Raw genomic sequence first — 22,169 nt, forward strand, 5'->3', positions numbered from 1 at the left:
TATTTCGGCCAATATCGAATTGTTCTAATTATAAGCTATTGAATCTGCTGGCGTTTCTATTGCCGCGTCCTCCCCGGGCTTCTACAAGGCACCACATTCCGGTCAACCGGAACGCGATCCAAGGAGGAATGTCGTGTCTGCCTTCTCCCTCTCCCGACCGCTTGCTTACGCCGCAGTCGCGATCTCCATGCTTCCCATGCCCGCGTTCGCGCAGAGCAAGGAAGTCAACATCTACACGACCCGCGAGCCCGGCCTGATCCAGCCGATGCTGGACGCCTTCCAGGAAAAGACCGGCATCAAGGCGAACTCGGTGTTCATCAAGGAAGGCCTTGGCGAGCGCGTTAAGGCCGAGGGACAGAACTCCCCGGCCGACCTGCTGATCGCCGTCGACATCGGCAACCTCAAGGACCTCGTCGACCAAGGCGTCACCCAGCCGATCGTCTCGAAGGTGCTGGACTCGGAAGTGCCGGCTAACCTACGTGCCGCCGATCACAGCTGGACGTCGCTGACCCTGCGCGCCCGTGTCTTCTACACGTCCAAGGACCGGGTGAAGGACACCAACATTACCTATGAGGACCTCGCCGATCCGAAGTGGAAGGGCAAGGTCTGCATTCGCTCGGGCAAGCACCCCTACAACGTCGCCATGATCGCAGCCTTCATCGCCAAGCACGGTGAGGCGAAGACCGAGGAATGGCTGAAGGGCGTGAAGGCCAACCTGGCGCGCAAGGCCGCCGGCGGCGATCGCGACGTCGCCCGCGACATCCTCGGCGGCATCTGCGACATCGGCCCGGCGAACTCGTACTATGTCGGCCTGATGCGCACCGCCAAGGAAGACGAGCAGCGTAAATGGGGCGAGGCGATCAACGTCCTCTTCCCGACCTTCTCGGACGGCGTCGGCACCCATGTGAACGTATCGGGCGCGGCGCTTGCCAAGAATGCGCCGAACAAGGACAACGCCATTGCCCTGCTCGACTTCCTGGCTTCGCCGGATGTCCAGAAGCTCTATGCGGACGATAATTTCGAGTACCCGATCGTCGGCGAGCCTAACCCGACCATCAAGGCGCTTGGAACGCTGAAGGTCGATTCCCTGTCGCTCACCGAGATCGCGAGCCATCGCAAGCTGGCAGCCGAACTCATCGACCGAGTCGGTTTCGACAATTGAGGTTTGACACGGCGATCCGGGTCCGCCCGGGTCGCCGCCTTATGAAATGACCGTTTTCGAAGAGATCGCCCACACGTCGAAAAGCCGTGCTCCGTTGAACGGCTGGCTCGTCGCGAGCGGATTTGTGGTCGCTCTCGTCCTCGCGCCGGTCGTCGCCCTGGGCTTCATCGCCGCCCGCGGATCGGGCGAGCTCTGGCCGCACCTCATTCGCTATGTTCTGCCGACAGCCATCGTCGACACCGCGACCCTCCTGATCGGCACAGGTAGCCTTGCCGCCTTTATCGGCGTCGGCACGGCTTGGCTCGTCACCGCGCATCGCTTTCCCGGCCGCGGCCTGCTCGAAGTGGCGCTTCTGCTGCCGCTCGCGGTGCCGACCTACATCATGGCCTATGCCACGATCGACCTGATGCACCCGCTCGGGCCAATCCAGACCGCGATCCGCGCCGTCCTCGGCATCGCCAGCCCCGCCGACTTTCGGCTGCCGGATCTGCGCACGATGTGGGGCGCGATCCTGATCTTCGGGTTTGTGCTCTACCCATACGTCTATCTCGCCACGCGGGCGATGTTCCTGATGCAATCAGCCTGCGTGATCGACGTGGCGCGCACGCTGGGTGCGGGACGCCCCGCCGCCTTCTTCCGCGTGGCCCTGCCGCTGGCGCGGCCGGCGATCGCGGTCGGCACCAGCCTCGTAATGATGGAAGCGCTGAACGATCTCGGCGCGTCCGACATCCTCGGCGTTCGCACGCTGACGGTCTCGATCTATTCGACCTGGGTCAACAATTCGAGTCTCGGCGGCGCGGCACAGATCGCGCTTGTGATGCTTGCGGTCGTGCTCGGGCTGATCGCGCTGGAACGGTGGGCCCGGCGGCATCAGCGATTCAACACGCAGGCGCAGCGAAGCCGACGCATTGCTCCCTCGCCGTTGACTGGTATCGCGGCCTTTGGCGCGATCCTGTTCTGCGCCGCACCGATCCTGTTCGGCTTCCTGTTCCCGGGGCTATACCTGCTGAAGGAGGCCGCCAAAGTGATCGCACGGGACGGCATCGCTCCCCATCTGCTCAGGGAAGCCGCGACGACCGTGACGGTTGCCAGCATCGCCACCGTTGTGACGGTGGGGCTCGGCCTCATCCTCGCCTATACGGCACGTCTCGTGCGCGGACCGCTGCCGCCGTTTCTCGTCCGCGCCGGCAGCATCGGCTATGCGATCCCCGGCACTGTGCTAGCCGTCGGCCTGCTCGTCCCGCTTGCCGGCTTCGACAACGCGATCGACGGCGTGATGCGGCAATGGTTTGGCGTCTCGACCGGGCTGCTGCTCTCGGGTACCGGCTTCGCGCTCATCTACGCCTATGCGGTGCGCTTCCTCGCGATCTCGACCGGCGGAGTGGAATCCGGCTTCCTGAAGATCGCACCGAGTCTCGATGCCGCTGCGCGCAATCTCGGCGAAACCTCATCGGGCGTCATCCGCCGCGTCCACATTCCGCTGCTGCGCCCCGCCCTCGGAGGAGCGGCGCTGCTCGTCTTCGTGGATGCAATGAAGGAACTCTCGGCGACGCTGCTGCTGCGCCCATTCGGCTTCGAAACGCTCGCGACGCACGTCTATTCGGAGGCCTCGCGCGGCACCTATGAAGACGGGTCCGTCGCGGCGCTGCTCATCGTTCTCGTGGGCCTGATCCCGGTGGCGTTGCTCGCCCGCGCAAGTCAGGTGCCTCATGCCGAAGGTGTACGAACCGCCGGCCGGATTTCATCCGAAGCCTAGCGGCTCAGCCACCAGCGGCGGCCATCCGCTCGGCGCGCTCGCGCTCGACCGCCGCGCGCTTGGTCGCGATCGATGAGACGATCACAATGACCGTGACGATGCCAATCAGGATGGTGCAGACCGCGTTGATCTCAGGCGTCACGCCGAGGCGGACGGATGAATAGATGCGCATCGGCAGCGTCGTGGCCCCAGGGCCCGTCGTGAAGCTCGAGATCACCAGATCGTCCAGCGAGATGGTGAAGGCGAGCATCCAGCCGGAAATCACGGCCGGCGCGATGATCGGCAAAGTGATGACGAAGAAGGTCTTGGCTGGCGTCGCACCGAGGTCTTGCGCGGCCTCTTCCAGACTTCGATCGAAGCTCAGAAGCCGCGACTGAACGACGACCGTGACGTAGCACATGCCGAACGTGATGTGCGCGAGCGTCAGGGTCCAAAAACCGCGCGCCATGCCGATGGCGACGAACATCAGCAGCAGGGATAGGCCGGTGATGACCTCCGGCATGACGAGCGGCGCGTAGACCAGCCCCGAGAACAGAGTGCGCCCCCGAAACCGGCCGTGCCGGACAAGGGCGATCGCCGCCATCGTGCCGAGCAAGGTCGCGACCGTCGCCGACAGGAAGGCGACGCGGGCGGTCACCCAGGCGGCGTCCAGAAGCTGCTGGTTCCGGAAGAGCGCGCCATACCATTGCGTCGAGAATCCGCCCCAGACCGTGACCAGGCGCGAGGCGTTGAACGAGTAAATCACCAGGATGATGATCGGGATGTAGAGGAAGGCGAAGCCGAGCGTCAGCGAGACGATGTTGAACGGGGAGAGGCCCTTTTTCACTTCTCGGCCTCCAGTTGGCGCTGCTGGACATGCTGGTAGATCACGATCGGCACGACGAGCACGAGCAGCAGGAGCACGGCGACAGCGGAGGCGATCGGCCAGTCTCGGTTGAGGAAGAATTCGTTCCAGAGCGTGCGGCCGATCATCAGCGTGTCTGAACCGCCGAGCAGATCCGGGATCACGAATTCGCCGACGGCTGGAATGAAGCAGAGCATGCAGCCGGCGACGATGCCGGGGATCGAAAGCGGGAACGTGATCTGCCAGAAGGATCGGATCGGCGGCGAACCGAGATCGGCGGCAGCCTCCAGCAGCGTCTCATCGAGCTTTTCGAGGCTCGAATAGAGCGGAAGGACCATGAACGGCAGGTAGGAATAGACGATGCCGATGAAGACCGCCGTCTCGGTGTTCATGATCGCCAGCGGCTGATCGATGACACCGAGCCAGATCAGGAAGGTCGACAGGAGGCCTTCCGGCTTCAGGATGCCGATCCAGGCGTAGACGCGGATCAGGAACGAGGTCCAGAACGGCAGGATCACCAGCATCAGGAGCATCGGCTGGAGGCTCTTTGGCGCACGCGCCATGGAATAGGCGATGGGATAGCCGATCAGGAGCAGAAGCACGGTCGAGATCCCCGCGATGCGCAGGCTCGACAGATAGCTCTGATAGTAAAGCGGGTCGTCAGCCAGGAAGGCGTAATTGGCGAAGGAGAAGCTCCTGATCTTCTCCCAGATGCCGGAAATCCCGTCGACCAGAAGATCGAAGCTCGGATCATAAGGCGGCTGCGCAATGACGGCCGTCGACAGGCTGATCTTCAGGACGATCAGGAAGGGCACAAGAAACAGCAGGATCAGCCACAGGAACGGCACGCCGACCTCTATCAGCCTCTGCCAGTTCCTTTCCCCCCGTTCTGCCAAGACCGCCCCCGTCAGTTGGTGAGGAGAACGCCCTGTTCGGGCGCCCAGGTAAGCCAGACCTTGTCTTCCCAGCTGATCGGCCGCTCGACCAGACGCGTGCGGTTGGTCACCGTCGCCTTGACGATATCGCCGCTCGGAATTTTCACGCGATAGACCGAGAGGTCGCCGAGATAGCCGATGTCCCAGACCTCGCCCGCGAGCACGTTCGGCGTACCGGGCGGCGGCGGCTCGAGCGCGACGATGAGCTTCTCGGGGCGAAGGGCGAGCCACGCATCGCCGCCCTGCGCGCATTCGACGGGATTGGTGACGAGGATCGGCGCGTCGGTCCACTCGCTCTTGAGCTTCACATTGCCGGACGCGTTGTTCTCGACCTTGCCGGGGATGATGTTCACATCGCCGATGAAGTCCGCGACGTAACGGGAATTCGGCTGTTCGTAGATCTCGCCAGGCGTCGCGACCTGGATGATCTCACCGTGATTCATTACCGCGATGCGGTCGGCGACTGTCATTGCCTCTTCCTGGTCGTGGGTGACGATCAGGAAGGTCATTCCGAGCGTGACCTGGAGATCGGTCAGCTCGAACTGGGTTTCCTCGCGAAGCTTCTTGTCGAGTGCGCCAAGGGGCTCGTCGAGCAACAGGACGCGCGGCTTAAGCGCCAGCGACCGGGCGAGCGCGACGCGCTGGCGCTGGCCGCCGGACAGCTGGTGCGGCTTCCTCTTGGCGAACTGGGTCAACTTGACGAGCGTCAGCATCTCGTCGACGCGCTTGGCCCGCTCTTCCTTCGGCATGCCCGCCTGCTTGAGGCCGAAGGCGACGTTGTCTGTGACGCTCATATGCGGAAAGAGCGCGTAGGACTGGAACATCATGTTGACCGGCCGCTTGTAAGGCGGCGTGCCGACGATGTCCCGGCCTTCGAGAAACACATGGCCCTCGGTCGGATCCTCAAACCCGGCCAGCATGCGCATCAGGGTGGTCTTGCCGCAGCCCGACGGGCCGAGGAGCGCGAAGAATTCGCGCTCATAGATGTTCAGCGTGAGATTGTCGACGGCGGTGAAATCGCCGAAGCGCTTGGTGACGTTCTCGAAGCGAATCAGCGGTTTGGCGGCCGGATCGGTCCATGGGCTGAACGCCCGGCGGACCGGTCCGAGTGCCGCCTTGACGGGTGCTGCGGGCATTTCTGGGCTCCCCCACCGGGCGCCCCCGCGCCCGGCTCCAGACTGCGAGGTTGGATAGTCGGGCTACTTGCCGGTTTTTGCTCTCGTCCAGGCGCGCGTGATGACGCGCTGCAGCTTGGGATCCTCCACCGTCGAGACGGTATAAAGCCGGCTCAGCGTGTCCGCGTCAGGATAGATCGACGGATTGTCGAGCACTTCCTTGTCGACGAACTGCTGCGAGGCGAGGTTCGCATTCGCGTAGGCTACGAAGTTCGTGGCCTTCGCGATAACCTCGGGACGCATCATGTAATCGATGAACTTGTGCGCGCCGTCCGCGTTCGGAGCATCGGCCGGGATGGCGAACACGTCGAACCAGAGCTGCGCGCCCTCCTTCGGGATCACATAGGCGATCTCGACACCCTTGCCAGCTTCCTCGGCGCGCGAGGCGACCTGGAAGACGTCGCCGGAATAGCCGACCGCCGCGCAGATATCGCCGTCCGCGAGCGCGTTCTTCCATTCGTCGGAGTGGAATTTCTTGATGTTCGGACGAAGCTTTTCGAGCGTCGCGCCGGCCTTCTCGATGTCTTCGGCATTGGTGAGGTCGGGCTTCAGGCCGATATAGTTCATCACTGACGGCAGGAGGTCCTCGGCGGAATCGAGCAGCATCACGCCGCAGGAGCTGAGCTTCTTGAGGTTTTCCGCATCGTAGAGCAGGCCCCAGGAATTCACCGGCGCGTTCGGCAGCGTCTCCTTGATCTTGGCGACGTTGTAACCGATGCCCGTCGTGCCCCACATATAGGTGACAGAGTATTCGTTGCCGGGGTCGTAGCGCGCGACGCGGTCCTGGATTTCCGGCCACATATTCTTGAGGTTCGGGATCTTCGACTTGTCGAGCTTCTGAAACACGCCCGCCTTGATCTGACGGTTCAGGAAGGTCGCGGTCGGGACGACGATGTCGTAGCCGGTCGAGCCGGTGAGGAGCTTTGTCTCGAGCAGCTCGTTGGTATCGAAGGTGTCATAGACGACTTTGATGCCGGTCTCGGCGGTGAAGTCCTTCAATATCTGTTCGTCGATATAGTCGGACCAGTTGTAGATGTGGATTTCTTGCGCAGACGCCGCGACCGCGAAGTTGAACCCAGCCGTTAGAGTTGCGATTGCTCCCACAAACAACTTAAGAGGGCGACCACCCATACTTCGCGCTTCCTTCTGATAACGCATTCCTTTTGCAGGTTACGAAGCGTCTGCGGAATGCACAAGCCACCATTGGATAACGCTGATCGCCCGATTTGGTTGAGGTTGTCACGGCGCCCGGATTGACGGCCTTCATGCCGACCGGCACTCTTGGGGAAGGTTCGGCGCGGGCGCGTCGACCAGCAAAACGTACCGGAGCGCGCGGGCCCGAGGGGTCCGGAGCCGCAGTTTGAAGGGGCCTTCGCGGTTCCTTGAAACCGCGGCTCACGCGAAAGCGCATGGCAAAGAAAAAAGCTCAAAAGGACGCCGCCTCGTCACTTCGAGGCGTTGCGAACGTGGAAGAGGCGCGGGCCTGGGTGGCCGCGCGTGGCATCGAGGAACTGGAATGCGTCGTGCCGGATCAGGCGGGCGTCGCGCGCGGCAAGATCATGCCGGCGTCGAAGTTCTTCAACTCGCCGGCGATGAACCTGCCCTCCTCGATCTTTCACCAGACGATCGCAGGCGAGTATCCCGACGAAGACATGCCCGGAGCCGGCGATCCAGCGGACGCCGATCTCGTGCTCGTGCCGGATTTCTCGACGCTCTGCGTGGTGCCCTGGGCAAACGATCCGACGGCGCAGCTCATCCACGACTGCTATCACCGGGACGGACGGCCGATCGAGGTCGCGCCACGCCAGCTCCTGAGGCGCATCGTCGAGCTCTATGCCCACAAGGGCTGGCGGGCGATGGTGGCGCCGGAGATCGAATTCTATCTCGTCAAGCCGAACACCGACCCGGACTATCCGCTGGAGCCGCCGGTCGGCCGCTCAGGCCGCCCGGAGACCGGCCGCCAGAGCTATTCGATCTCCGCGGTGAACGAGTTCGACGACCTGTTCGAGGACATCTACGACTTCTCGGAAGCGCAGGGCCTGGAGATCGACACCCTCATCCACGAAGAGGGTGCGGCGCAGATGGAGATCAATCTGCGCCACGGCGATCCGCTGCAACTCGCCGATCAGGTGTTCATGTTCAAACGCACGATCCGCGAGGCGGCGCTCGTCCACAACATCTACGCGACCTTCATGGCGAAGCCAATCGCCGGCCAGCCGGGCTCGGCCATGCACATCCATCAGTCCGTAGTGGACAGCGAAGGACAGAACATCTTTTCCGACGAGCACGGCAAGCCGACGCCGGAATTCTTCAACTTCATCGCCGGCCAGCAGAAATACCTGCCCTCGGTGATGTGCATCCTCGCGCCCTATGTGAACTCGTATCGCCGCCTGACCAAGGACGCGACGGCGCCGATCAACGTCGCCTGGGGTTACGACAACCGCACTACCGGCCTGCGGGTACCGCCAGCCGGCGCCGAGGCGCGGCGCGTCGAGAACCGCGTGCCCTCCTCCGACGCCAATCCATATCTCGCAATCGCGGCGAGCCTCGCCTGCGGCTATCTCGGTATGCAGGAAGGACTGCAGCCGACCGAGCCGGTCGAAGGCTCTGCGCACGGCCTCGACTACGACCTGCCGCGCGGGCTCCTCGAAGCGGTCTCCAATCTCGAGGAGAACGAGGCGCTGCGCGGCATCTTCGGCGAGACCTTCGTACAGACATATGCAGCGATCAAGCGAGGCGAGTACGAAACGTTCATGCGCGTGATCAGCCCCTGGGAACGCGAATTTCTGCTGTTGAACGTGTGAGCCAGCCGCAAACCTACTACGAAGCCACCGCCGAACCGCTTGCCGAATTTCCGCCGCTCGACGGCGACCGGCGCGCCGATGTCTGCATCATCGGCGCAGGCTTCACCGGTCTCAGCTCCGCATTGTCGCTGGTCGAGCGCGGCTACTCCGTCGTGGTGCTGGAGCAGGACCGGGTCGGCTCGGGCGCGTCGGGACGAAACGGCGGCCAGATTCATAGCGGGATGCGTCGCGACCAGATGCATCTGGAGCAGCAATTCGGCAGGAGCGATGCCTGGCTTCTCTGGGAGATCGGCCAGGCCGCGATCGCCCAGATCGACGAACGCATCGCCCGTTACGGGATCGACTGCGAACGCCGCTCGGGATTGGTCTACGCCGATCACAAGCCGCGCTACGTCGCGGACACCCATCGCTATGTCCGCTATCTGCGCGACAAGTACTCGTACGGCAAAGTCGAGGCTCTGGACCGCGACGGCATCCGGGCGCTCGTTCGCTCGGAGGACTATCACGGTGGCATGATCGATCGCGGCGGCGGTCATCTGCACCCGCTGAAATACGCCCTCGGCCTCGCCCGCGCGGCGGTCGCCGGTGGCGCGAGGATATTCGAGGGCACGAGGGCCGAAGCCTTGATCGACGGTGCGCGAACGCGTGTCGTGACCAAGACCGGAACGATCGCGGCCGACTGGGTGATCATCGCCGGCGACAGTCTGATGAAAGGGCTGCTTCCCGAGGCGGATGCCCGCATCCTTCCCATTGCCTCGACGATCGGCGTCACGGCTCCACTCGGCGAGCGGATGAAGGACATTCTGAACACGCCGATGGCCGTGGCCGACAGCCGCTTCGTCGTGAACTATTTCCGCCCGACGGCCGATGGCCGTCTCTTGTTTGGAGGCGGCGAGAGCTACGCCAATTCCTACGTCGCCGATCCCGCGAACCTCGTCCGCCGCGCGATGACGGCGGTGTTTCCGCAGACGGCAGGCATCCCCTTCGAGTTCGCCTGGAGCGGCATCGTCGGCGTCACTCCGACGCGGCTTCCGATGATCCGGCGGGTGAAGTCGAACGTTCTGCTCGCGGCGGGTTATTCCGGCCAGGGTGTCGCGCTGGCGCCTTTCGCCGGCTCGGTGCTCGCGGAAGCGGTGGCCGGGACCATGGAGCGTTTCGACGTTCTGTCCCGCCTGCCGGTGCCGAGCTTTCCCGGCGGCGTGATGTTCCGCCATCCGCTGATGGTCGTCGCGATGCTCTGGTACGCGCTGCGCGACAGGCTCTGAGCATTCACGCTCCATTCAGCCACATTCGTGCAGCATCACTCTCAATGCGACGGGTTCGCGAAGAGAGCCGCCGACCGGCGGAATGAGGGGATCATGACCACACGTAAGATCATGGCGTCGGCCGCCGCGGCCACGATGCTTCTTGTCAGCGCGCCTGCCTTCGCGCGCGACTATCATCGTCACCACCACCGCGATGGCAACGGTGCCGCCGTCGGCGCCGCGCTTGGCGCGGGCGTTTTCCTTGGCGCATTGGCCGCGAGTTCGGCCGCCAACGCCGATCCGTATTATCCGCCGCCTCCCCCGCCGCCGGCTCCGGCCTATTACGGCCCGGATCGCGGTTATGACGAGACGGCTGACGAGGCGGTCAATGCCTGCCGCCAGGGCTTGCTCGACGTGGCGCGTCGTCACGGCGCCTATGATGCCGAGATCGACCGTGTCGATTATGTACGTGAGACGCCGGATGGTGGGCACCGCATCCGTGCGGAGATCACGATGATCTATCCGCGCGACGAACGGACGTCGGAGGTGGTCTGCCACACCGCGGACGGCATGCTGGTGAGCGCGAGGACTGAGTGATCAAGTCCTCATCCTGAGCCGGATGCGCAGCATCCGTGTCGAAGGATGGCCAAGCCCTCCGTGCCTGGGTCATCCTTCGACACGAGCCTTCGGCTCGGCTCAGGATGAGGTTCATCCTTAAGCCGCGAAAACCCGATAGCGCTCCGGGATAAGCCCCACCCGCTCGCCGATCTTCGGCTCATGGCCGGCGGGCACGGCGGCTTCGATCGTCGCCTTGCCACCATCGATCGGAACCGAGACATCGACGCGATGCGTCGGACCGAAGCGGCGGACTGCCAGCACCTCGCCTTCCAGGGCATTATCGCCGAGCTGGCCGATCTCGATGTCGTGCGGGCGCACGAACAGGCGAGCATCGCCCTGTGCGACACCCTGCGTGTCGAGCCCGATGTTCCGGCCACCGATACGCACCAGCGAACCGTCGACCTTGATCGGCAGCGCGACGGATTCACCGATGAAGTCGTGGACGAAGGCGGATGCCGGGTTGTCGTAGACCTCGCTCGGCGAACCGACCTGCTCGATCTTGCCGTTGCCCATCACGACGACGCGGTCGGAGACTTCCAGCGCCTCTTCCTGGTCGTGCGTGACGAGGATCGAGGTGACATGCAGTTCGTTGTGCAGATTGCGCAGCCAGCGGCGGAGATCCTTGCGCACCTTGGCGTCGAGCGCGCCGAACGGCTCGTCGAGAAGCAGCACGCGTGGCTCGATGGCGAGCGCGCGGGCAAGCGCCACGCGCTGGCGCTGGCCGCCCGAAAGCTGCGACGGATAACGGTCGGCAAGGCTGCCGATCTGGACGAGCTCGAGCAATTGCTCGACCTTGTTCTTGATGAAGCTCTCGGGCTTGCGCTCGCGGCGCGGACGAACGCGCAGGCCGAACGCGATGTTGTCGAACACGTTCATGTGCCGGAACAGCGCATAGTGCTGGAACACGAAGCCGACATCGCGCTCCTTCACCGAGAGGCTGAGCGCATCCTGCCCGTCGAAGCGCACCGCGCCGGAATCGGGCCATTCGAGGCCGGCGATGATGCGCAGCAGCGTCGTCTTGCCGGACCCCGAGGGACCGAGTAGAGCGAGGAGCTCACCCGACTGGATCTTCAGGCTGACATCGTTCAGCGCCTTGAAGCTTCCGAAGTTCTTGGTGACGGACTGGACATCGATGTTCATCGGCGGGTTTCCGAGAGGCGATTTTCGAGGACGGTCTTCAGCACGAGCGTGACGAGCGCGAGGAAGGCCAGGAGCGAGGCGACCGCGAAGGACGCCGAGAACTGGTACTCGTTGTAGAGGATTTCTATGTGCAGCGGCATCGTGTTGGTCTCGCCGCGTACATGGCCGGAGACGACCGACACCGCGCCGAACTCGCCCATCGCGCGGGCGTTGCAGAGCAGCACGCCGTAGAGCAGCGCCCATTTCACGTTCGGCAGAGTGACGCGGAAGAACGTCGACCACCCGGACGCACCGAGCGAGATCGCCGCCTCTTCCTCGGCCGTGCCCTGCTCCTGCATCAGCGGGATCAGTTCGCGCGCGACGAAGGGGAAGGTGACGAAGACGGTCGCCAGCACGATGCCTGGCAGCGCGAAGATGATCTTGATGTCGTGGTCGATGAACCACGAACCGAAGAAGCCCTGCGCACCGAAGAGAAGCACGAAGATCAGGCCGGCGACCACCGGCGAGACCGAGAACGGCAGGTCGATCAGGGTGATGAGGAAGCTCTTGCCCTTGAATTCGAACTTGGCGACCGCCCAGGCCATGACCAGGCCGAAGACGACATTGAGGACGACCGCGATGACGGCGGCGGTCAGCGTCAGCTTGATCGCATGCAGCGCGTCCGGATCGGTGATCGCGGCGGCATAGACGTCCCAGCCGCGCGCGAAGGCTTGCTGGAACACCGTGACCAGCGGCAGGACGATGAAGATCGACAGGAAGGCGAGCGCGATCCCGATGATCGCCCAGCGCACCGGCGCGGGTTCGGTGCGGACCGGACGCGGAGTGCCGGTCGCGACGTGAACGGTCGTAGCCGTCGTTTCGGGCACGAAATCGGTGACGTCAGCTTCGGTCGCAATGCTCATCAGAACGCGGCGCTCCGGGATTCCGACCAGCGCTGCAGGCCGTTGATGGCGAAGAGAAGCACGAAGCTCGCGAGCAGCATGACCACGGCGATCGCGGTCGCGTCCGCGTAGCGGAACTCCTCCAAGCGGATGATGATCAGGAGCGGCGCGATCTCGGAGATGTTCGGAAGATTGCCCGCGATGAAGATGACCGAGCCGTATTCGCCCACCGCGCGGGCGAAGGCGAGCGCGAAGCCAGTGAGCAGCGACGGCAGCAAGGTCGGGATGACCACCTTGATGATCACCTGCCAGCGATTGGCGCCGAGGCTCGATGCAGCCTCCTCGAGCTCGGATTCGAGGTCGATCAGGACCGGCTGCACCGTGCGCACGACGAACGGCAGGCCGATAAAGACGAGCGCGATGAGGATGCCGAGCGGCGTATAGGCGACCTTGATGCCGAGCGGTTCGAGCAGCGAGCCGATCCAGCCGTTCGGCGCGTAGAGCGTCGTCAGGGCGATGCCGGCGACGGCCGTCGGCAGCGCGAACGGGATATCGACGATCGCATCGAACAGGCGGCGGCCGGGGAATTCGTAGCGCGTCAGCGCCCAGACGACGAAGAACCCGAAGACCAGATTGATCGCCGCCGCGGCCAGCGCGATGCCGAAGCTGATCTTGAGCGCGTTCAGCACGCGCGCGCTGGTGACGATGCCGATGAACTGCTCGAAGGTCAGTTCGAAGGTCTTGAGGAAAAGCCCGGCCAGCGGGATCAGAACGATCAGGCCGAGCCAGGCTAGCGTCAAGCCGAACGTGATCCCGAAGCCCGGGATCACCGTTTTAGGAGCGGCGCGGGTGCCCGCAATGGGGAGAGAAGACATTACGGACGACCCGCTTCCCGCACTTACTTCGTGTAGATCTGGTCGAAGGTGCCGCCGTCCGAGAAGTGGGTCTTCTGGGCGTTACGCCAGCCACCGAAATCCTGATCGATGGTGACGAGGTTCACCTTGGCGAACTGATCCTTGAACTTCTCGGCGACCGCCTCGTTGCGCGGACGATAGAAGTTCTTGGCTGCGATCTCCTGGCCTTCCGGCGAGTAGAGATAGTTCAGATAGGCCGTCGCGACTTCGCGGGTGCCCTTCTTGTCGACGACCTTGTCGACGACGGCGATCGTCGGCTCGGCGAGGATCGACAGGGTCGGCGTCACGATCTCGAACTTGTCCGGGCCGAGTTCCTTGACCGAGAGATAGGCCTCGTTTTCCCAGGCCAGCAGGACGTCGCCGATACCCCGCTCGGTGAAGGTGACGGTCGAGCCCCGTGCGCCGGTGTCGAGAACCGGGACGTTGCCGAGGAGTTGCTTGACGAAGTCCTTGGCCTTCTCGTCGGAGCCATATGCCTTCTTGGCGTAGGCCCATGCCGCGAGATAGTTCCAGCGGGCGCCGCCCGAGGTCTTCGGGTTCGGGGTGATGACCTGCACGCCCGGCTTCACCAGGTCGTTCCAGTCCTTGATGCCCTTCGGATTGCCCTTGCGGACGAGGAAGACGATCGTCGAGGTGTAGGGTGCGGCGTTCTCCGGCAGCTTCTTCTGCCAGTCGGCGGCGAGGAAACCCTTCTCGGCGATTTCGTCGACGTCATAGGCTAGCGCCAGAGTGACGACATCGGCCTGGAGGCCGTCGATCACCGAACGGGCCTGCTTGCCCGAGCCACCATGCGACTGCTTGACGGTGACGGTGTCCCCCTTGTGGTCGGCAGCCCACTTGGCCGCGAACGCCTTGTTGAACTCGACATAGAGCTCGCGGGTCGGATCGTACGACACGTTGAGCAGATTGATGTCGGCGGCAAATGCCGGGGCGGCAATCAGCACGGCGGCGGCGGTCGCCAGAAGTTTCTTGAACAGCATTGCGTGCATCCCGTCTGACGCCATTTCCCACGCCGGGAACGGCTTAAGATGGCTATACCTGCAACGCAAGATGCGATATGTCAACAAAGAACGTAGATTTTATGTCTCTTATTTTTATCTACGTAATTTTTGCGTATTATTTGTCGCCGATGTGAATACCGCATTCGGTCTTGCCCGAGCCTCTCCAGCGGCCCGCGCGAGCGCCCTCGCCCTCAGCGGTTCTGCTCGTGCAGGGCATGCAGCCGATCGACGAGAAGCCCAGAGCCTGGAGCGGGTGCAACGGCAGGTGATGGCGGACGAAATAGGACTGGATGTCCTGCCCGTCGAAGGTCGCCAGCGGGTTCACCTTGATGCGCGGACCATCCGCCTCGACAACCGCGAGGTTCGAACGGCTATCGCCATGGTAGCGTTTGCGGCCATTGATCCAGGCGCCGAAACCGTCGAGCGCGCGGCCGAGCGGCAGGACCTTTCGATAGCCGCAGCAGGCGTCGGTGTCGCTCGCCCACAGCATGTCTTCCGGGTCGAGCCGGTCATGGTCCGCTTGGTCCGGCTTGAAGACGCGGATGTCGGTCAGGCCGAGCTGGTCCTGCAGCGTGTCGCGATAATCGAGCGTCTCGGAGAACAGCATGCCGGTATCGAGGAAAAGCACCGGCGTCGAGGGATCGATCTCGGAGATCATATGCAGCAGCACCGCCGATTCCGTGCCGAACGAGGACACCGCGGCGATGCCGCCCGGGAACCGCTCGGCGAGGATCGTTTCCAGCACGTCCTGCGGCGTCGCATTGGCGACTTTCACGTCGAGCTCCGCCGCGCGATGCGCGAGGGCTTCGTCGGCGGGAATGGCGAGGTCGAACATCAGACGTTCTCAAACTGGCGGGTCTTGCCCGCGATGCTGGATATGGCGGCGCCGAAGCGTTGACGCCAGGGTCGCGAGCGGCGGACGACCTGGCCTAGGACCAAAAGCGCGGGACCGTCGCCGACTTCGGTGACGAGACCTGGAAGATCGCGAAGCAGGCCCGTCGCCGACGCCGCGTCCGGCCGAGTGCCGCGCGCCAGCACGGCGACCGGCGTCTCGGGATCGCGTCCGGCGGCGATGAGGCCCTGCGCAATCACTCCGGCGGTCGCCTTGCCCATGTAGACGGCGAGCGTGAAATCGTCGCGGACGAGCCCGCTCCAGTCGATCGCCTCCGCCTCGGCGGCGCGATGGGCGGTCATCAGGATCAGGCGGCCGGATTCGTTGCGGAAGGTCAGCGGCAGTTCTGCCTCGGCGGCGCAGCCCACGGCGGCCGTGATGCCCGGCACGACCACGACCTCGATGCCGGCGTCCTGAAGATGCTCAAGCTCCTCTCCGCCCCGGCCGAAGACGAACGGATCACCGCCCTTCAGCCGGACGACCCGAAGGCCCTTGCGGGCGGCGAGCACCAATTCCTCGTTGATCGACCGCTGGGCGACGCATTTCGTGCCGGCCTTCTTGCCGACGAAGACACGCTCGGCGTCGCGGCGCGCGAGATCGAGGATTTCGGCAGTGACGAGCTCGTCGTGGAAGATGATGTCCGCATCCTGCAGGACGCGGAGCGCCTTCAGGGTCAGAAGCTCGGGATCGCCCGGACCCGCGCCGACGAGGAAGACGATGCCCTTGCGCGAAATCGGAGCCGATGCCGCGTCGTCAATCGCGGCATCGAGCGCGACCGCGGCCTCTTCCGTGCGCCCGGAGAGGAACGCCGAGCCGATCGGACCGTCGACGACATTCTCCCAGAACCGGCGACGATCGACGGCTTCGGGAGCGAATGTCGCAAGCCGCTCGCGGCGTGAGCCGATCAGATCGGCAAGCCCGCCGAGACGCGCCGGCAGCAGCGCCTCGATGCGCGCACGCAGCCGGCGGGCGAGAACCGGGGCCGCGCCTTCGGTGCCGATGGCGGCAAGGACCGTTCCGCGATCGATGATGGCGGGCGTAATGAAGCTGCAAAGCTCGGTGCGATCGACAACGTTCACCGGAATGCCGAGTGACTTGGCGCGGGCTGAAATCAGGCCGTCGACCGGATCGCCGGCCGATGAGACGATCGCCGCGACGCTGGAGAGATCAACAGTCTCTGGATCGACCGCGCCTGCGATCTCGATCTCTCCCGCCGCCGCCAGTTCCTGCAGTTCGGGCAGGACCTCATCAGCGTACAGCCTCACGCGGGCGCCTGCTCCGGTCAGGAGCCGCACCTTGTTCAGAGCCGCCTCGCCGCCGCCGAAGACGAAAGCCCGGCGATCCCTGAGGTCGATGAAGATCGGAAAATAGCGCATTCGGCCTTTCCACCGCCCGCACGCGGCGATGCAGTTTAGATAACACCTAAACTCGGTATGTTAAAGGCCAGATCGCACGCGAATCATATGTAGATTTGCCTAGGTCGTGATCGGCTTCGGACCGCGAACGGTCAGTCCCCGGCGGACGAGGCATTCCCACGCCTCCTCCGCCGTCTCGGCGAACTGGAAGAGCGCCAGATCCTCCGGCTTGATCATGCCCTCCTCGGCCAGAGCTTCGAAATTGATCACCCGGGTCCAGTAATCCTTCTCGAACAGCACGATCGGCATCTCCGGCGCCTTGCCGGTCTGGCGAAGCGTCAGGATCTCGAACAGTTCGTCGAACGTGCCGAAGCCGCCGGGGAACACGACCAGCGCCGCCGCCCGCATCGCCAGATGCATCTTCCGCATCGCGAAATAATGGAACTGGAACGTCAGGTCCGGTGTCGAGAAGGCATTCGGCTCCTGCTCGAACGGCAATTGGATGTTGAAGCCGATCGAGGGCGCTCCGGCTTCGGTCGCGCCGCGGTTCGCGGCCTCCATGATGCCCGGACCGCCGCCGGTCGCGATGACGTTGTCGAGCACGCCATCCCGGGGATGCAACGCGCCACCGCGCTCGGAGGCGATGCGGCCGAATCTTCGCGCCTCCTCATAGAGGAATGCCGAATGCGTGCCGGGACGCGGTTTCTGGCCGGGCATCAAGGTGGAACTCGTATCCTCCGGGTCGCCACTGCCGCCGGGCATGATACGAGCCGAGCCGAAGACCACGATGGTCGAGCGTATCGACCAGGCGCGCAGCATCTCCTCGGCCTTGGCGTATTCCAGCAGGAAGCGGACGCCACGCGTGCTGTCGCCCATCAGGAAATCGGGGTCGAGCGCCGCCAACCGGTAGGCGGAGGCCGCCATCTGCGCGGAATTGTCGTGCGATGGCGGGTCGTCAGACATCACACCACGGGAGCGGTTGCCGCGCGGCGAGGACGACGAGCGGGCTGCGTTGCGAACTGCAAGGCGGCGAGGCGCGCGTAGACGCCGTTATGAGCGACAAGCTGATCGTGCGTCCCGGACTCGACCAGCCGGCCGCGATCAAGGACATGGATGACGTCGGCGTTGCGCACTGTCGACAGACGATGGGCAATGACGATGGTGGTGCGGCCGCTCATCAGCCGGTCGAGCGCGCTCTTCACCTTCGCCTCGGATTCGGCATCGAGGGCCGAGGTCGCCTCGTCGAGGAGGAGGATCGGCGCGTCGCGCAGCATGGCGCGGGCGATTGCCACGCGCTGCCGCTGGCCGCCGGAGAGGTTTCCGCCGCCCTCGCCGACCGGATGATCGTAGCCGTCCGGGAAGCCGACAATGAAATCATGAGCGTTGGCGGCCTCCGCCGCGGCGATCATTTCGCGCTCCGTCGCACCGGGTCGACCCGCCAGGATGTTGTCGCGGATCGTGCCGTCGAACAGGAACGGGTCCTGCGTGACATAAGCGATCGAGGCGCGGAGCGATTGCAGCGTCACGCCGCGCAGATCCTGGCCGTCGATCAGCACCTGACCCGAACTGGGATCGTGGAAACGTTCGATCAGCGAGAAGATCGTCGACTTGCCGGCGCCGGACGCGCCGACCAGTGCTGAAACGCGGCCGGCCGGAAAGACGAGACTGAGATTACGCAAAGCCGGTGTGTTGCCGTAGTGGAAACCCACTGCGTCGAATGCAACCTGACCCTGCACGAGATGCAGTGGCGCGGCCTGCGGGTGATCAACCAGCGTCGAGGGCGTATCGAGGAAGTCGTACATCATCGAAACACCGACGAGCGTCGATTCCATTTGCACCTGCAGCTTCGCTAGCCGCTTGGCGGGCTCGTAGGCGAGGAGCAGCGCCGCGAGGAACGAGAACAGCGAGCCGGCATCGCGGCCGAGATGGATCACGCCGTAGCCGCCATAGATGACGATGACCGCGACCGCGACGCCGGCGAGGCTCTCCATCAAGGGGGAGGTCCGCGCACCGAGATTGGCGATCTTCAACGACTGCCAGGCGCTTCGGTCGATCGCGCTGTTCATGTCGACGCGCATGCGCGGCTCCATGCCGAAGCTCTTGACCACGGTGATGCCGAGGATCGTCTCTTTCAGCGTGTCCACGATGCGCGACTGGGTCTGGTATTCCTGACCGGCGATCTTGCGGGTTCGCTTGACGAGGCTCGTCACGCCGAGCACGGCGGCCGGCATGATCACCAGCGAGACCAGCGACAGCCACGGATCCTGGATCACCATCACCGTGACCAGGCTGACGAGCGACAGGAAATCCTTGCCGAAGCTCGTAACGATGAGGTCGAGCGCGCGGCGGATTGCCAGGGCATTGCCGGAGACACGGGTGACGACGTCGCCGATCGAAGCAGAGTTGAAATAGTCCATGCCCTGATCGAGCAGATGAGCGTAGAGCCGCTTCTGCTGCGACGAGATGATGTCCGTGCCGATGCGGTTCATCACCTTGGCGCGGTAATAGTCTGCGACCCCCTTGGCCAGATAGATCGCGAGCACCGACGTCGCGACGACCCAGATCATGGCCGCGTTCTTGTTGATGAAGATGTCGTTGACGACGCTCTGGATGATCCAGGCGCTGGCGCCGGTCGCGGCAGCGACCACGCCCATCAAGGCGAGTGCGAGGACATAGCGCGGCGCGTATTGGCGACCTTCCTCCCGCAGGAGCCGCTTGAGAAGGGCCATGTTCCCGACGGACGACCGCGGCGACGGCGATGCGGACGTGCGAGAAGTTCCTGCGCTTGTGGCTGGCCTTTGGCCGCGATGGCTCAAGAAATCAGTCCCGATCTGGGAGCGGGCCTCTTTGGCCTCGCCGGATGCATGCGACGCACGCGTTTCGAGCCCGGCTGTTTCCCACGTTTCGCGGCGACCATCAAGGCGGCCACAGGCCGCTGGCCCCGACTGGCCGGAGCGCCTCGAATTCGCCGTGAAGCGTGCCATCTGTCAGGAAGGTTCAAGCGTAACGAGAGAAACACCCATGTCGATGAAGATCCTGCCTGCCCTGTTGGCCTTGGCGGTCACCCTCCCCGGCAGCGCCTTCGCCCAGATGGACCATTCGGCGCACGGCACGAGCGGGGCGTCGTCCTCGCCCTCGACTGCCGCGTTCGAAGCCGCCGACAAGAAGATGATGCAGGATATGTCGATCCCTTACACGGGCGACGCCGATGTCGATTTCCGCGCCCATATGATCCCCCATCATCAGGGCGCGATCGACATCGCCAAGGTGGCGCTGGAGCACGCGAAGGACCCGGAAACGAAGAAGCTCGCCGAAAAGATCATCGCCGACCAGGAACGCGAGATCGCCGAGATGAAGGACTGGCTGGCGAAGCACAAGAAGTGAGGCAGGCCGATCAGGCTCGCGGGAGCCACCAAAGGATCGCGGCGGCGGCCAGCGCCGGAACGCCGAAAACGAGAACGAGGATCGGTAGTTCCTCGAGAATGGTATAACCGGCGCGGCTGACGCCGATCCACAGATTGACCAGTGAGGCCGCCAGCCAGACCGGGATGAAGATCGTCACGGCAGTTGCGGCGTGGCCCGTGGCACGACCGACGAATAGCGAAACGGCGAGAAGAAGAAGACCGCCGGAAATGACCATGATCGTGTGCATCGGGGCGCTTCCAGAACATGATCGAACCCCGAGTAACCTCGCGGTTCGATCACTTCGCCGTCAACCAATTATCCGCGGCGACAGCAGGTCTTCGAGACCAATACGGCGGATGAGTTCGGCACGAACCCGGTCGGCGACCCCGTTCACGATCTCCGCGCCGTCCTGCGACGGGTCGATATGGACACGGAACGGGCGCTTGCCGAATGGCATGCCGACGACGTTCACGATGGCCTTCGCGACTTCCGCCGCGTCGGCATCGGCAGGCTCAAGCGCCGCCAGTCCCTTGAGAGCCTGTTCCGGCACGCCCTTGTACGGCCCCTCGTCGTACTCCGCCGCCCGCGCCTTGTCGTCCGGCGAGCCGGAATGTGCGAAGTGGTTCGTTCCCTTGGTGAAAGCTCCGGGCACGACGATCGAGGTTTCGATGCCCCAGCGGGTCAGTTCGCCCGAATAGGAGACCGCCAGTGAATCCATCGCCGCCTTCGCCGCGAAATACGGCGCCAGATAGGGCGGCGTGCCGCCTCGTGCGCTGCTGGACGACACCCAGACGATCAGGCCCTTGCCCTGCTTGCGCAACTGCGGCAGCGCCGCCCGGTTCACGCGCTGGGTGCTGAGGACGTTGATATCGAACAGTTCCGCATATTGCTCGGGTGTGAAGGCTTCAGCTGGTCCGAAGCTCATATGCCCGGCATTGTGCATGACGACGTCGAGCCAACCGGCTTCCTCGACGATCCTGGCAATGCCAGCCTCGACCGAGGCATCGTCGGATACGTCGAGCTCGACGGCGCGCAGGTCGACCCCATGCTCGACCGCATATTTCAGGGCAGCTTCGGCCTGTGGAGCGTTACGGCCGGTGGTCTGCCGCATGCCGGCAAAGACCGTATGGCCGGCATCGGCGAGGGCACGGGCGGTGAGTGCGCCAAATCCGCTGGACGCACCGGTTATGACGATGACCTGTTTCATGACACGATTCTCCAAGTTCGATTTCAGATTGAGGGTGCTCAGACCATGCCGCCATTGGCGCGCAGGACCTGACCGTTGATCCAGCCGCCGTCAGGGCCGGCTAGGAAGGAGACGACGGCCGCGATATCCGCGGGGGTGCCGATACGCTCGAGCGGATTCATCTTTTCGAAGCGAGCAATCACCTCCGGCGACTTGCCGTCGAAGAAGAGCTCGGTCCCGGTCGGACCCGGTGCGACCGCGTTGGCGGTGATCGAGCGGCCGCGCAGCTCCTTTGACAGGATCGCCGTCATCGTCTCGACCGCAGCCTTCGTCGCCGCGTAGACGCCGTAGGTCTCAAGCCTCGCGCCAACGAGGCTGGTCGAGAAGTTGACGATCCGGCCGCCATTGCGAAGGCGGCGGGACGCTTCGCGCAACGTGTTGAACGTGCCTTTGAGGTTGACGGCGATCTGGCTGTCGAACAGCGCGTCGTCGCTGTCCGCGAGCGTCGCCAACTTCATGATGCCGGCACTGTTGATGACGACGTCGACGCCGCCGAATGCGGCTTCCGCCGCATCGAACATGCGGGCCACTTCGACCGCGCTCGAAACGTCCGCCTGAGCAGCGAGCGCACGGCCGCCGGCTGCTTCGATCTTGCGCACCAGCGCCTCGGCGGGGGTCTGGCTGCCGGCATAGTTGACGACGACCGTGAAGCCGTCGCGGGCAAGGCGCTCGGCGACAGCGGCGCCGATACCGCGCGAGGCGCCGGTGACGAGGGCTACTTGGTTGATCATTGGTCCGCTCCTTCTCTGCGATGGCCGATCGCGTCGGCCGATGAGGGAAAGATGGACCTTTCTCCT

21 protein-coding genes are annotated in these 22,169 nt (G+C 64.2%); 6 read left to right on the forward strand and 15 right to left on the reverse strand.

The features are described from left to right. The first annotated feature begins 133 nt into the window (after positions 1–133). Positions 134–1,162, forward strand: coding sequence for a Fe(3+) ABC transporter substrate-binding protein (locus tag ACFPFW_RS04180; protein ID WP_114957172.1), 1,029 nt, complete (start codon positions 134–136; stop codon positions 1,160–1,162). Positions 1,163–1,208: 46 nt separating this feature from the next. Next, the gene (locus ACFPFW_RS04185) at positions 1,209–2,918 is read left to right on the forward strand and encodes an ABC transporter permease (protein WP_114957171.1); all 1,710 of its coding nucleotides are present in this window, start codon (positions 1,209–1,211) and stop codon (positions 2,916–2,918) included. A 4-nt stretch (positions 2,919–2,922) separates the two neighbouring features. Here the strand turns inward: ACFPFW_RS04185 and ACFPFW_RS04190 are convergent, their stop codons facing one another. The 4 genes from ACFPFW_RS04190 to ACFPFW_RS04205 all read right to left on the reverse strand — a co-directional run bounded on the left by ACFPFW_RS04190 (position 2,923) and on the right by ACFPFW_RS04205 (position 7,003). Next, positions 2,923–3,744 carry an ABC transporter permease subunit gene (locus ACFPFW_RS04190; protein ID WP_114957170.1) on the reverse strand — a complete coding sequence of 274 codons (822 nt, stop codon included), beginning with the start codon at positions 3,742–3,744 and terminating at the stop codon, positions 2,923–2,925. Further along, positions 3,741–4,658, reverse strand: coding sequence for an ABC transporter permease subunit (locus tag ACFPFW_RS04195; RefSeq protein WP_114957169.1), 918 nt, complete (start codon positions 4,656–4,658; stop codon positions 3,741–3,743). The genes ACFPFW_RS04190 and ACFPFW_RS04195 overlap by 4 nt, the downstream gene beginning before the upstream one ends. An 11-nt stretch (positions 4,659–4,669) precedes the next feature. Continuing rightward, positions 4,670–5,833: an ABC transporter ATP-binding protein gene (locus tag ACFPFW_RS04200; protein ID WP_114957168.1), complete on the reverse strand. Its 1,164-nt coding sequence runs from the start codon at positions 5,831–5,833 to the stop codon at positions 4,670–4,672. A 63-nt stretch (positions 5,834–5,896) separates the two neighbouring features. Further along, on the reverse strand, positions 5,897–7,003 hold the full coding sequence (locus ACFPFW_RS04205) for a polyamine ABC transporter substrate-binding protein (RefSeq protein WP_114957167.1): 1,107 nt from the start codon (positions 7,001–7,003) through the stop codon (positions 5,897–5,899). Positions 7,004–7,281: 278 nt separating this feature from the next. On the opposite strand from ACFPFW_RS04205, the gene ACFPFW_RS04210 reads away from it, so the two are divergent. The 3 genes from ACFPFW_RS04210 (at position 7,282) to ACFPFW_RS04220 (ending at position 10,517) form a co-directional block, all read left to right on the forward strand. Continuing rightward, complete coding sequence (locus tag ACFPFW_RS04210; protein WP_379769555.1) at positions 7,282–8,676, forward strand: glutamine synthetase family protein; 1,395 nt, start codon at positions 7,282–7,284, stop codon at positions 8,674–8,676. Then, a complete protein-coding gene (locus ACFPFW_RS04215; RefSeq protein ID WP_379769559.1) occupies positions 8,673–9,941 on the forward strand; it encodes an NAD(P)/FAD-dependent oxidoreductase in 1,269 nt (422 codons plus the stop codon). Before ACFPFW_RS04210 ends, ACFPFW_RS04215 begins: the two co-directional genes overlap by 4 nt. 93 nt (positions 9,942–10,034) lie before the next feature. After that, positions 10,035–10,517: a hypothetical protein gene (locus ACFPFW_RS04220; protein ID WP_114957166.1), complete on the forward strand. Its 483-nt coding sequence runs from the start codon at positions 10,035–10,037 to the stop codon at positions 10,515–10,517. A gap of 117 nt (positions 10,518–10,634) precedes the next feature. Here ACFPFW_RS04220 and ACFPFW_RS04225 read toward each other — a convergent pair whose 3' ends face one another. From ACFPFW_RS04225 to ACFPFW_RS04260, 8 genes are all read right to left on the reverse strand, one after another. Next, the gene (locus ACFPFW_RS04225; protein ID WP_114957165.1) at positions 10,635–11,678 is read right to left on the reverse strand and encodes a sulfate/molybdate ABC transporter ATP-binding protein; all 1,044 of its coding nucleotides are present in this window, start codon (positions 11,676–11,678) and stop codon (positions 10,635–10,637) included. Continuing rightward, a complete protein-coding gene (gene cysW / locus ACFPFW_RS04230; protein ID WP_114957164.1) occupies positions 11,675–12,580 on the reverse strand; it encodes a sulfate ABC transporter permease subunit CysW in 906 nt (301 codons plus the stop codon). The genes ACFPFW_RS04225 and cysW overlap by 4 nt, the downstream gene beginning before the upstream one ends. After that, positions 12,580–13,434 carry a sulfate ABC transporter permease subunit CysT gene (gene cysT / locus ACFPFW_RS04235; protein WP_114957163.1) on the reverse strand — a complete coding sequence of 285 codons (855 nt, stop codon included), beginning with the start codon at positions 13,432–13,434 and terminating at the stop codon, positions 12,580–12,582. The genes cysW and cysT overlap by 1 nt, the downstream gene beginning before the upstream one ends. A 23-nt stretch (positions 13,435–13,457) precedes the next feature. After that, positions 13,458–14,453, reverse strand: a complete 996-nt coding sequence (locus tag ACFPFW_RS04240) for a sulfate ABC transporter substrate-binding protein (RefSeq protein ID WP_379769564.1) — start codon at positions 14,451–14,453, stop codon at positions 13,458–13,460. A 136-nt stretch (positions 14,454–14,589) separates the two neighbouring features. After that, positions 14,590–15,309: a phosphoadenylyl-sulfate reductase gene (locus ACFPFW_RS04245; RefSeq protein ID WP_114957161.1), complete on the reverse strand. Its 720-nt coding sequence runs from the start codon at positions 15,307–15,309 to the stop codon at positions 14,590–14,592. Next, the gene (gene cysG, locus ACFPFW_RS04250; protein ID WP_114957160.1) at positions 15,309–16,742 is read right to left on the reverse strand and encodes a siroheme synthase CysG; all 1,434 of its coding nucleotides are present in this window, start codon (positions 16,740–16,742) and stop codon (positions 15,309–15,311) included. Before cysG ends, ACFPFW_RS04245 begins: the two co-directional genes overlap by 1 nt. Before the next feature lie 99 nt (positions 16,743–16,841). Next, entirely contained in the window at positions 16,842–17,684 is an 843-nt protein-coding gene (locus ACFPFW_RS04255; protein WP_114957159.1) for an LOG family protein, read from the reverse strand. Next, the gene (locus ACFPFW_RS04260; RefSeq protein ID WP_114957158.1) at positions 17,684–19,450 is read right to left on the reverse strand and encodes an ABC transporter ATP-binding protein; all 1,767 of its coding nucleotides are present in this window, start codon (positions 19,448–19,450) and stop codon (positions 17,684–17,686) included. The genes ACFPFW_RS04255 and ACFPFW_RS04260 overlap by 1 nt, the downstream gene beginning before the upstream one ends. Positions 19,451–19,742: 292 nt before the next feature. Between ACFPFW_RS04260 and copM the strand changes: the two genes are divergently transcribed. Then, positions 19,743–20,105 carry a CopM family metallochaperone gene (gene copM, locus ACFPFW_RS04265; RefSeq protein ID WP_379769570.1) on the forward strand — a complete coding sequence of 121 codons (363 nt, stop codon included), beginning with the start codon at positions 19,743–19,745 and terminating at the stop codon, positions 20,103–20,105. 10 nt (positions 20,106–20,115) lie between these two features. Here copM and ACFPFW_RS04270 read toward each other — a convergent pair whose 3' ends face one another. Genes ACFPFW_RS04270 through ACFPFW_RS04280 form a run of 3 tightly spaced genes read right to left on the reverse strand, consistent with a single transcriptional unit; the run spans position 20,116 to position 22,103 of the window. Further along, complete coding sequence (locus ACFPFW_RS04270; RefSeq protein WP_114957157.1) at positions 20,116–20,373, reverse strand: hypothetical protein; 258 nt, start codon at positions 20,371–20,373, stop codon at positions 20,116–20,118. A 60-nt stretch (positions 20,374–20,433) separates the two neighbouring features. After that, positions 20,434–21,333, reverse strand: a complete 900-nt coding sequence (locus ACFPFW_RS04275; protein WP_114957156.1) for an SDR family oxidoreductase — start codon at positions 21,331–21,333, stop codon at positions 20,434–20,436. 38 nt (positions 21,334–21,371) lie between these two features. Further along, positions 21,372–22,103 carry an SDR family oxidoreductase gene (locus ACFPFW_RS04280; RefSeq protein ID WP_114957155.1) on the reverse strand — a complete coding sequence of 244 codons (732 nt, stop codon included), beginning with the start codon at positions 22,101–22,103 and terminating at the stop codon, positions 21,372–21,374. Positions 22,104–22,169 lie beyond the last annotated feature (66 nt).

The organism is Flaviflagellibacter deserti, assembly GCF_042652085.1.
Lineage (GTDB): Bacteria > Pseudomonadota > Alphaproteobacteria > Rhizobiales > Methylopilaceae > Flaviflagellibacter > Flaviflagellibacter deserti.

What these genes read in the sequence shown, in the direction of transcription:
- ACFPFW_RS04185 (WP_114957171.1), top strand. Translation starts at nt 1,209, where the DNA reads ATGACCGTTTTCGAAGAGATCGCCCACACGTCGAAAAGCCGTGCTCCG.
- ACFPFW_RS04200 (WP_114957168.1), bottom strand. Translation starts at nt 5,833, where the DNA reads ATGCCCGCAGCACCCGTCAAGGCGGCACTCGGACCGGTCCGCCGGGCG.
- ACFPFW_RS04205 (WP_114957167.1), bottom strand. Translation starts at nt 7,003, where the DNA reads ATGGGTGGTCGCCCTCTTAAGTTGTTTGTGGGAGCAATCGCAACTCTA.
- ACFPFW_RS04210 (WP_379769555.1), top strand. Translation starts at nt 7,282, where the DNA reads ATGGCAAAGAAAAAAGCTCAAAAGGACGCCGCCTCGTCACTTCGAGGC.
- ACFPFW_RS04220 (WP_114957166.1), top strand. Translation starts at nt 10,035, where the DNA reads ATGACCACACGTAAGATCATGGCGTCGGCCGCCGCGGCCACGATGCTT.
- ACFPFW_RS04225 (WP_114957165.1), bottom strand. Translation starts at nt 11,678, where the DNA reads ATGAACATCGATGTCCAGTCCGTCACCAAGAACTTCGGAAGCTTCAAG.
- cysW (WP_114957164.1), bottom strand. Translation starts at nt 12,580, where the DNA reads ATGAGCATTGCGACCGAAGCTGACGTCACCGATTTCGTGCCCGAAACG.
- cysT (WP_114957163.1), bottom strand. Translation starts at nt 13,434, where the DNA reads ATGTCTTCTCTCCCCATTGCGGGCACCCGCGCCGCTCCTAAAACGGTG.
- ACFPFW_RS04240 (WP_379769564.1), bottom strand. Translation starts at nt 14,453, where the DNA reads ATGCTGTTCAAGAAACTTCTGGCGACCGCCGCCGCCGTGCTGATTGCC.
- ACFPFW_RS04245 (WP_114957161.1), bottom strand. Translation starts at nt 15,309, where the DNA reads ATGTTCGACCTCGCCATTCCCGCCGACGAAGCCCTCGCGCATCGCGCG.
- cysG (WP_114957160.1), bottom strand. Translation starts at nt 16,742, where the DNA reads ATGCGCTATTTTCCGATCTTCATCGACCTCAGGGATCGCCGGGCTTTC.
- ACFPFW_RS04255 (WP_114957159.1), bottom strand. Translation starts at nt 17,684, where the DNA reads ATGTCTGACGACCCGCCATCGCACGACAATTCCGCGCAGATGGCGGCC.
- ACFPFW_RS04260 (WP_114957158.1), bottom strand. Translation starts at nt 19,450, where the DNA reads ATGGCCCTTCTCAAGCGGCTCCTGCGGGAGGAAGGTCGCCAATACGCG.
- copM (WP_379769570.1), top strand. Translation starts at nt 19,743, where the DNA reads ATGTCGATGAAGATCCTGCCTGCCCTGTTGGCCTTGGCGGTCACCCTC.
- ACFPFW_RS04270 (WP_114957157.1), bottom strand. Translation starts at nt 20,373, where the DNA reads ATGCACACGATCATGGTCATTTCCGGCGGTCTTCTTCTTCTCGCCGTT.
- ACFPFW_RS04275 (WP_114957156.1), bottom strand. Translation starts at nt 21,333, where the DNA reads ATGAAACAGGTCATCGTCATAACCGGTGCGTCCAGCGGATTTGGCGCA.
- ACFPFW_RS04280 (WP_114957155.1), bottom strand. Translation starts at nt 22,103, where the DNA reads ATGATCAACCAAGTAGCCCTCGTCACCGGCGCCTCGCGCGGTATCGGC.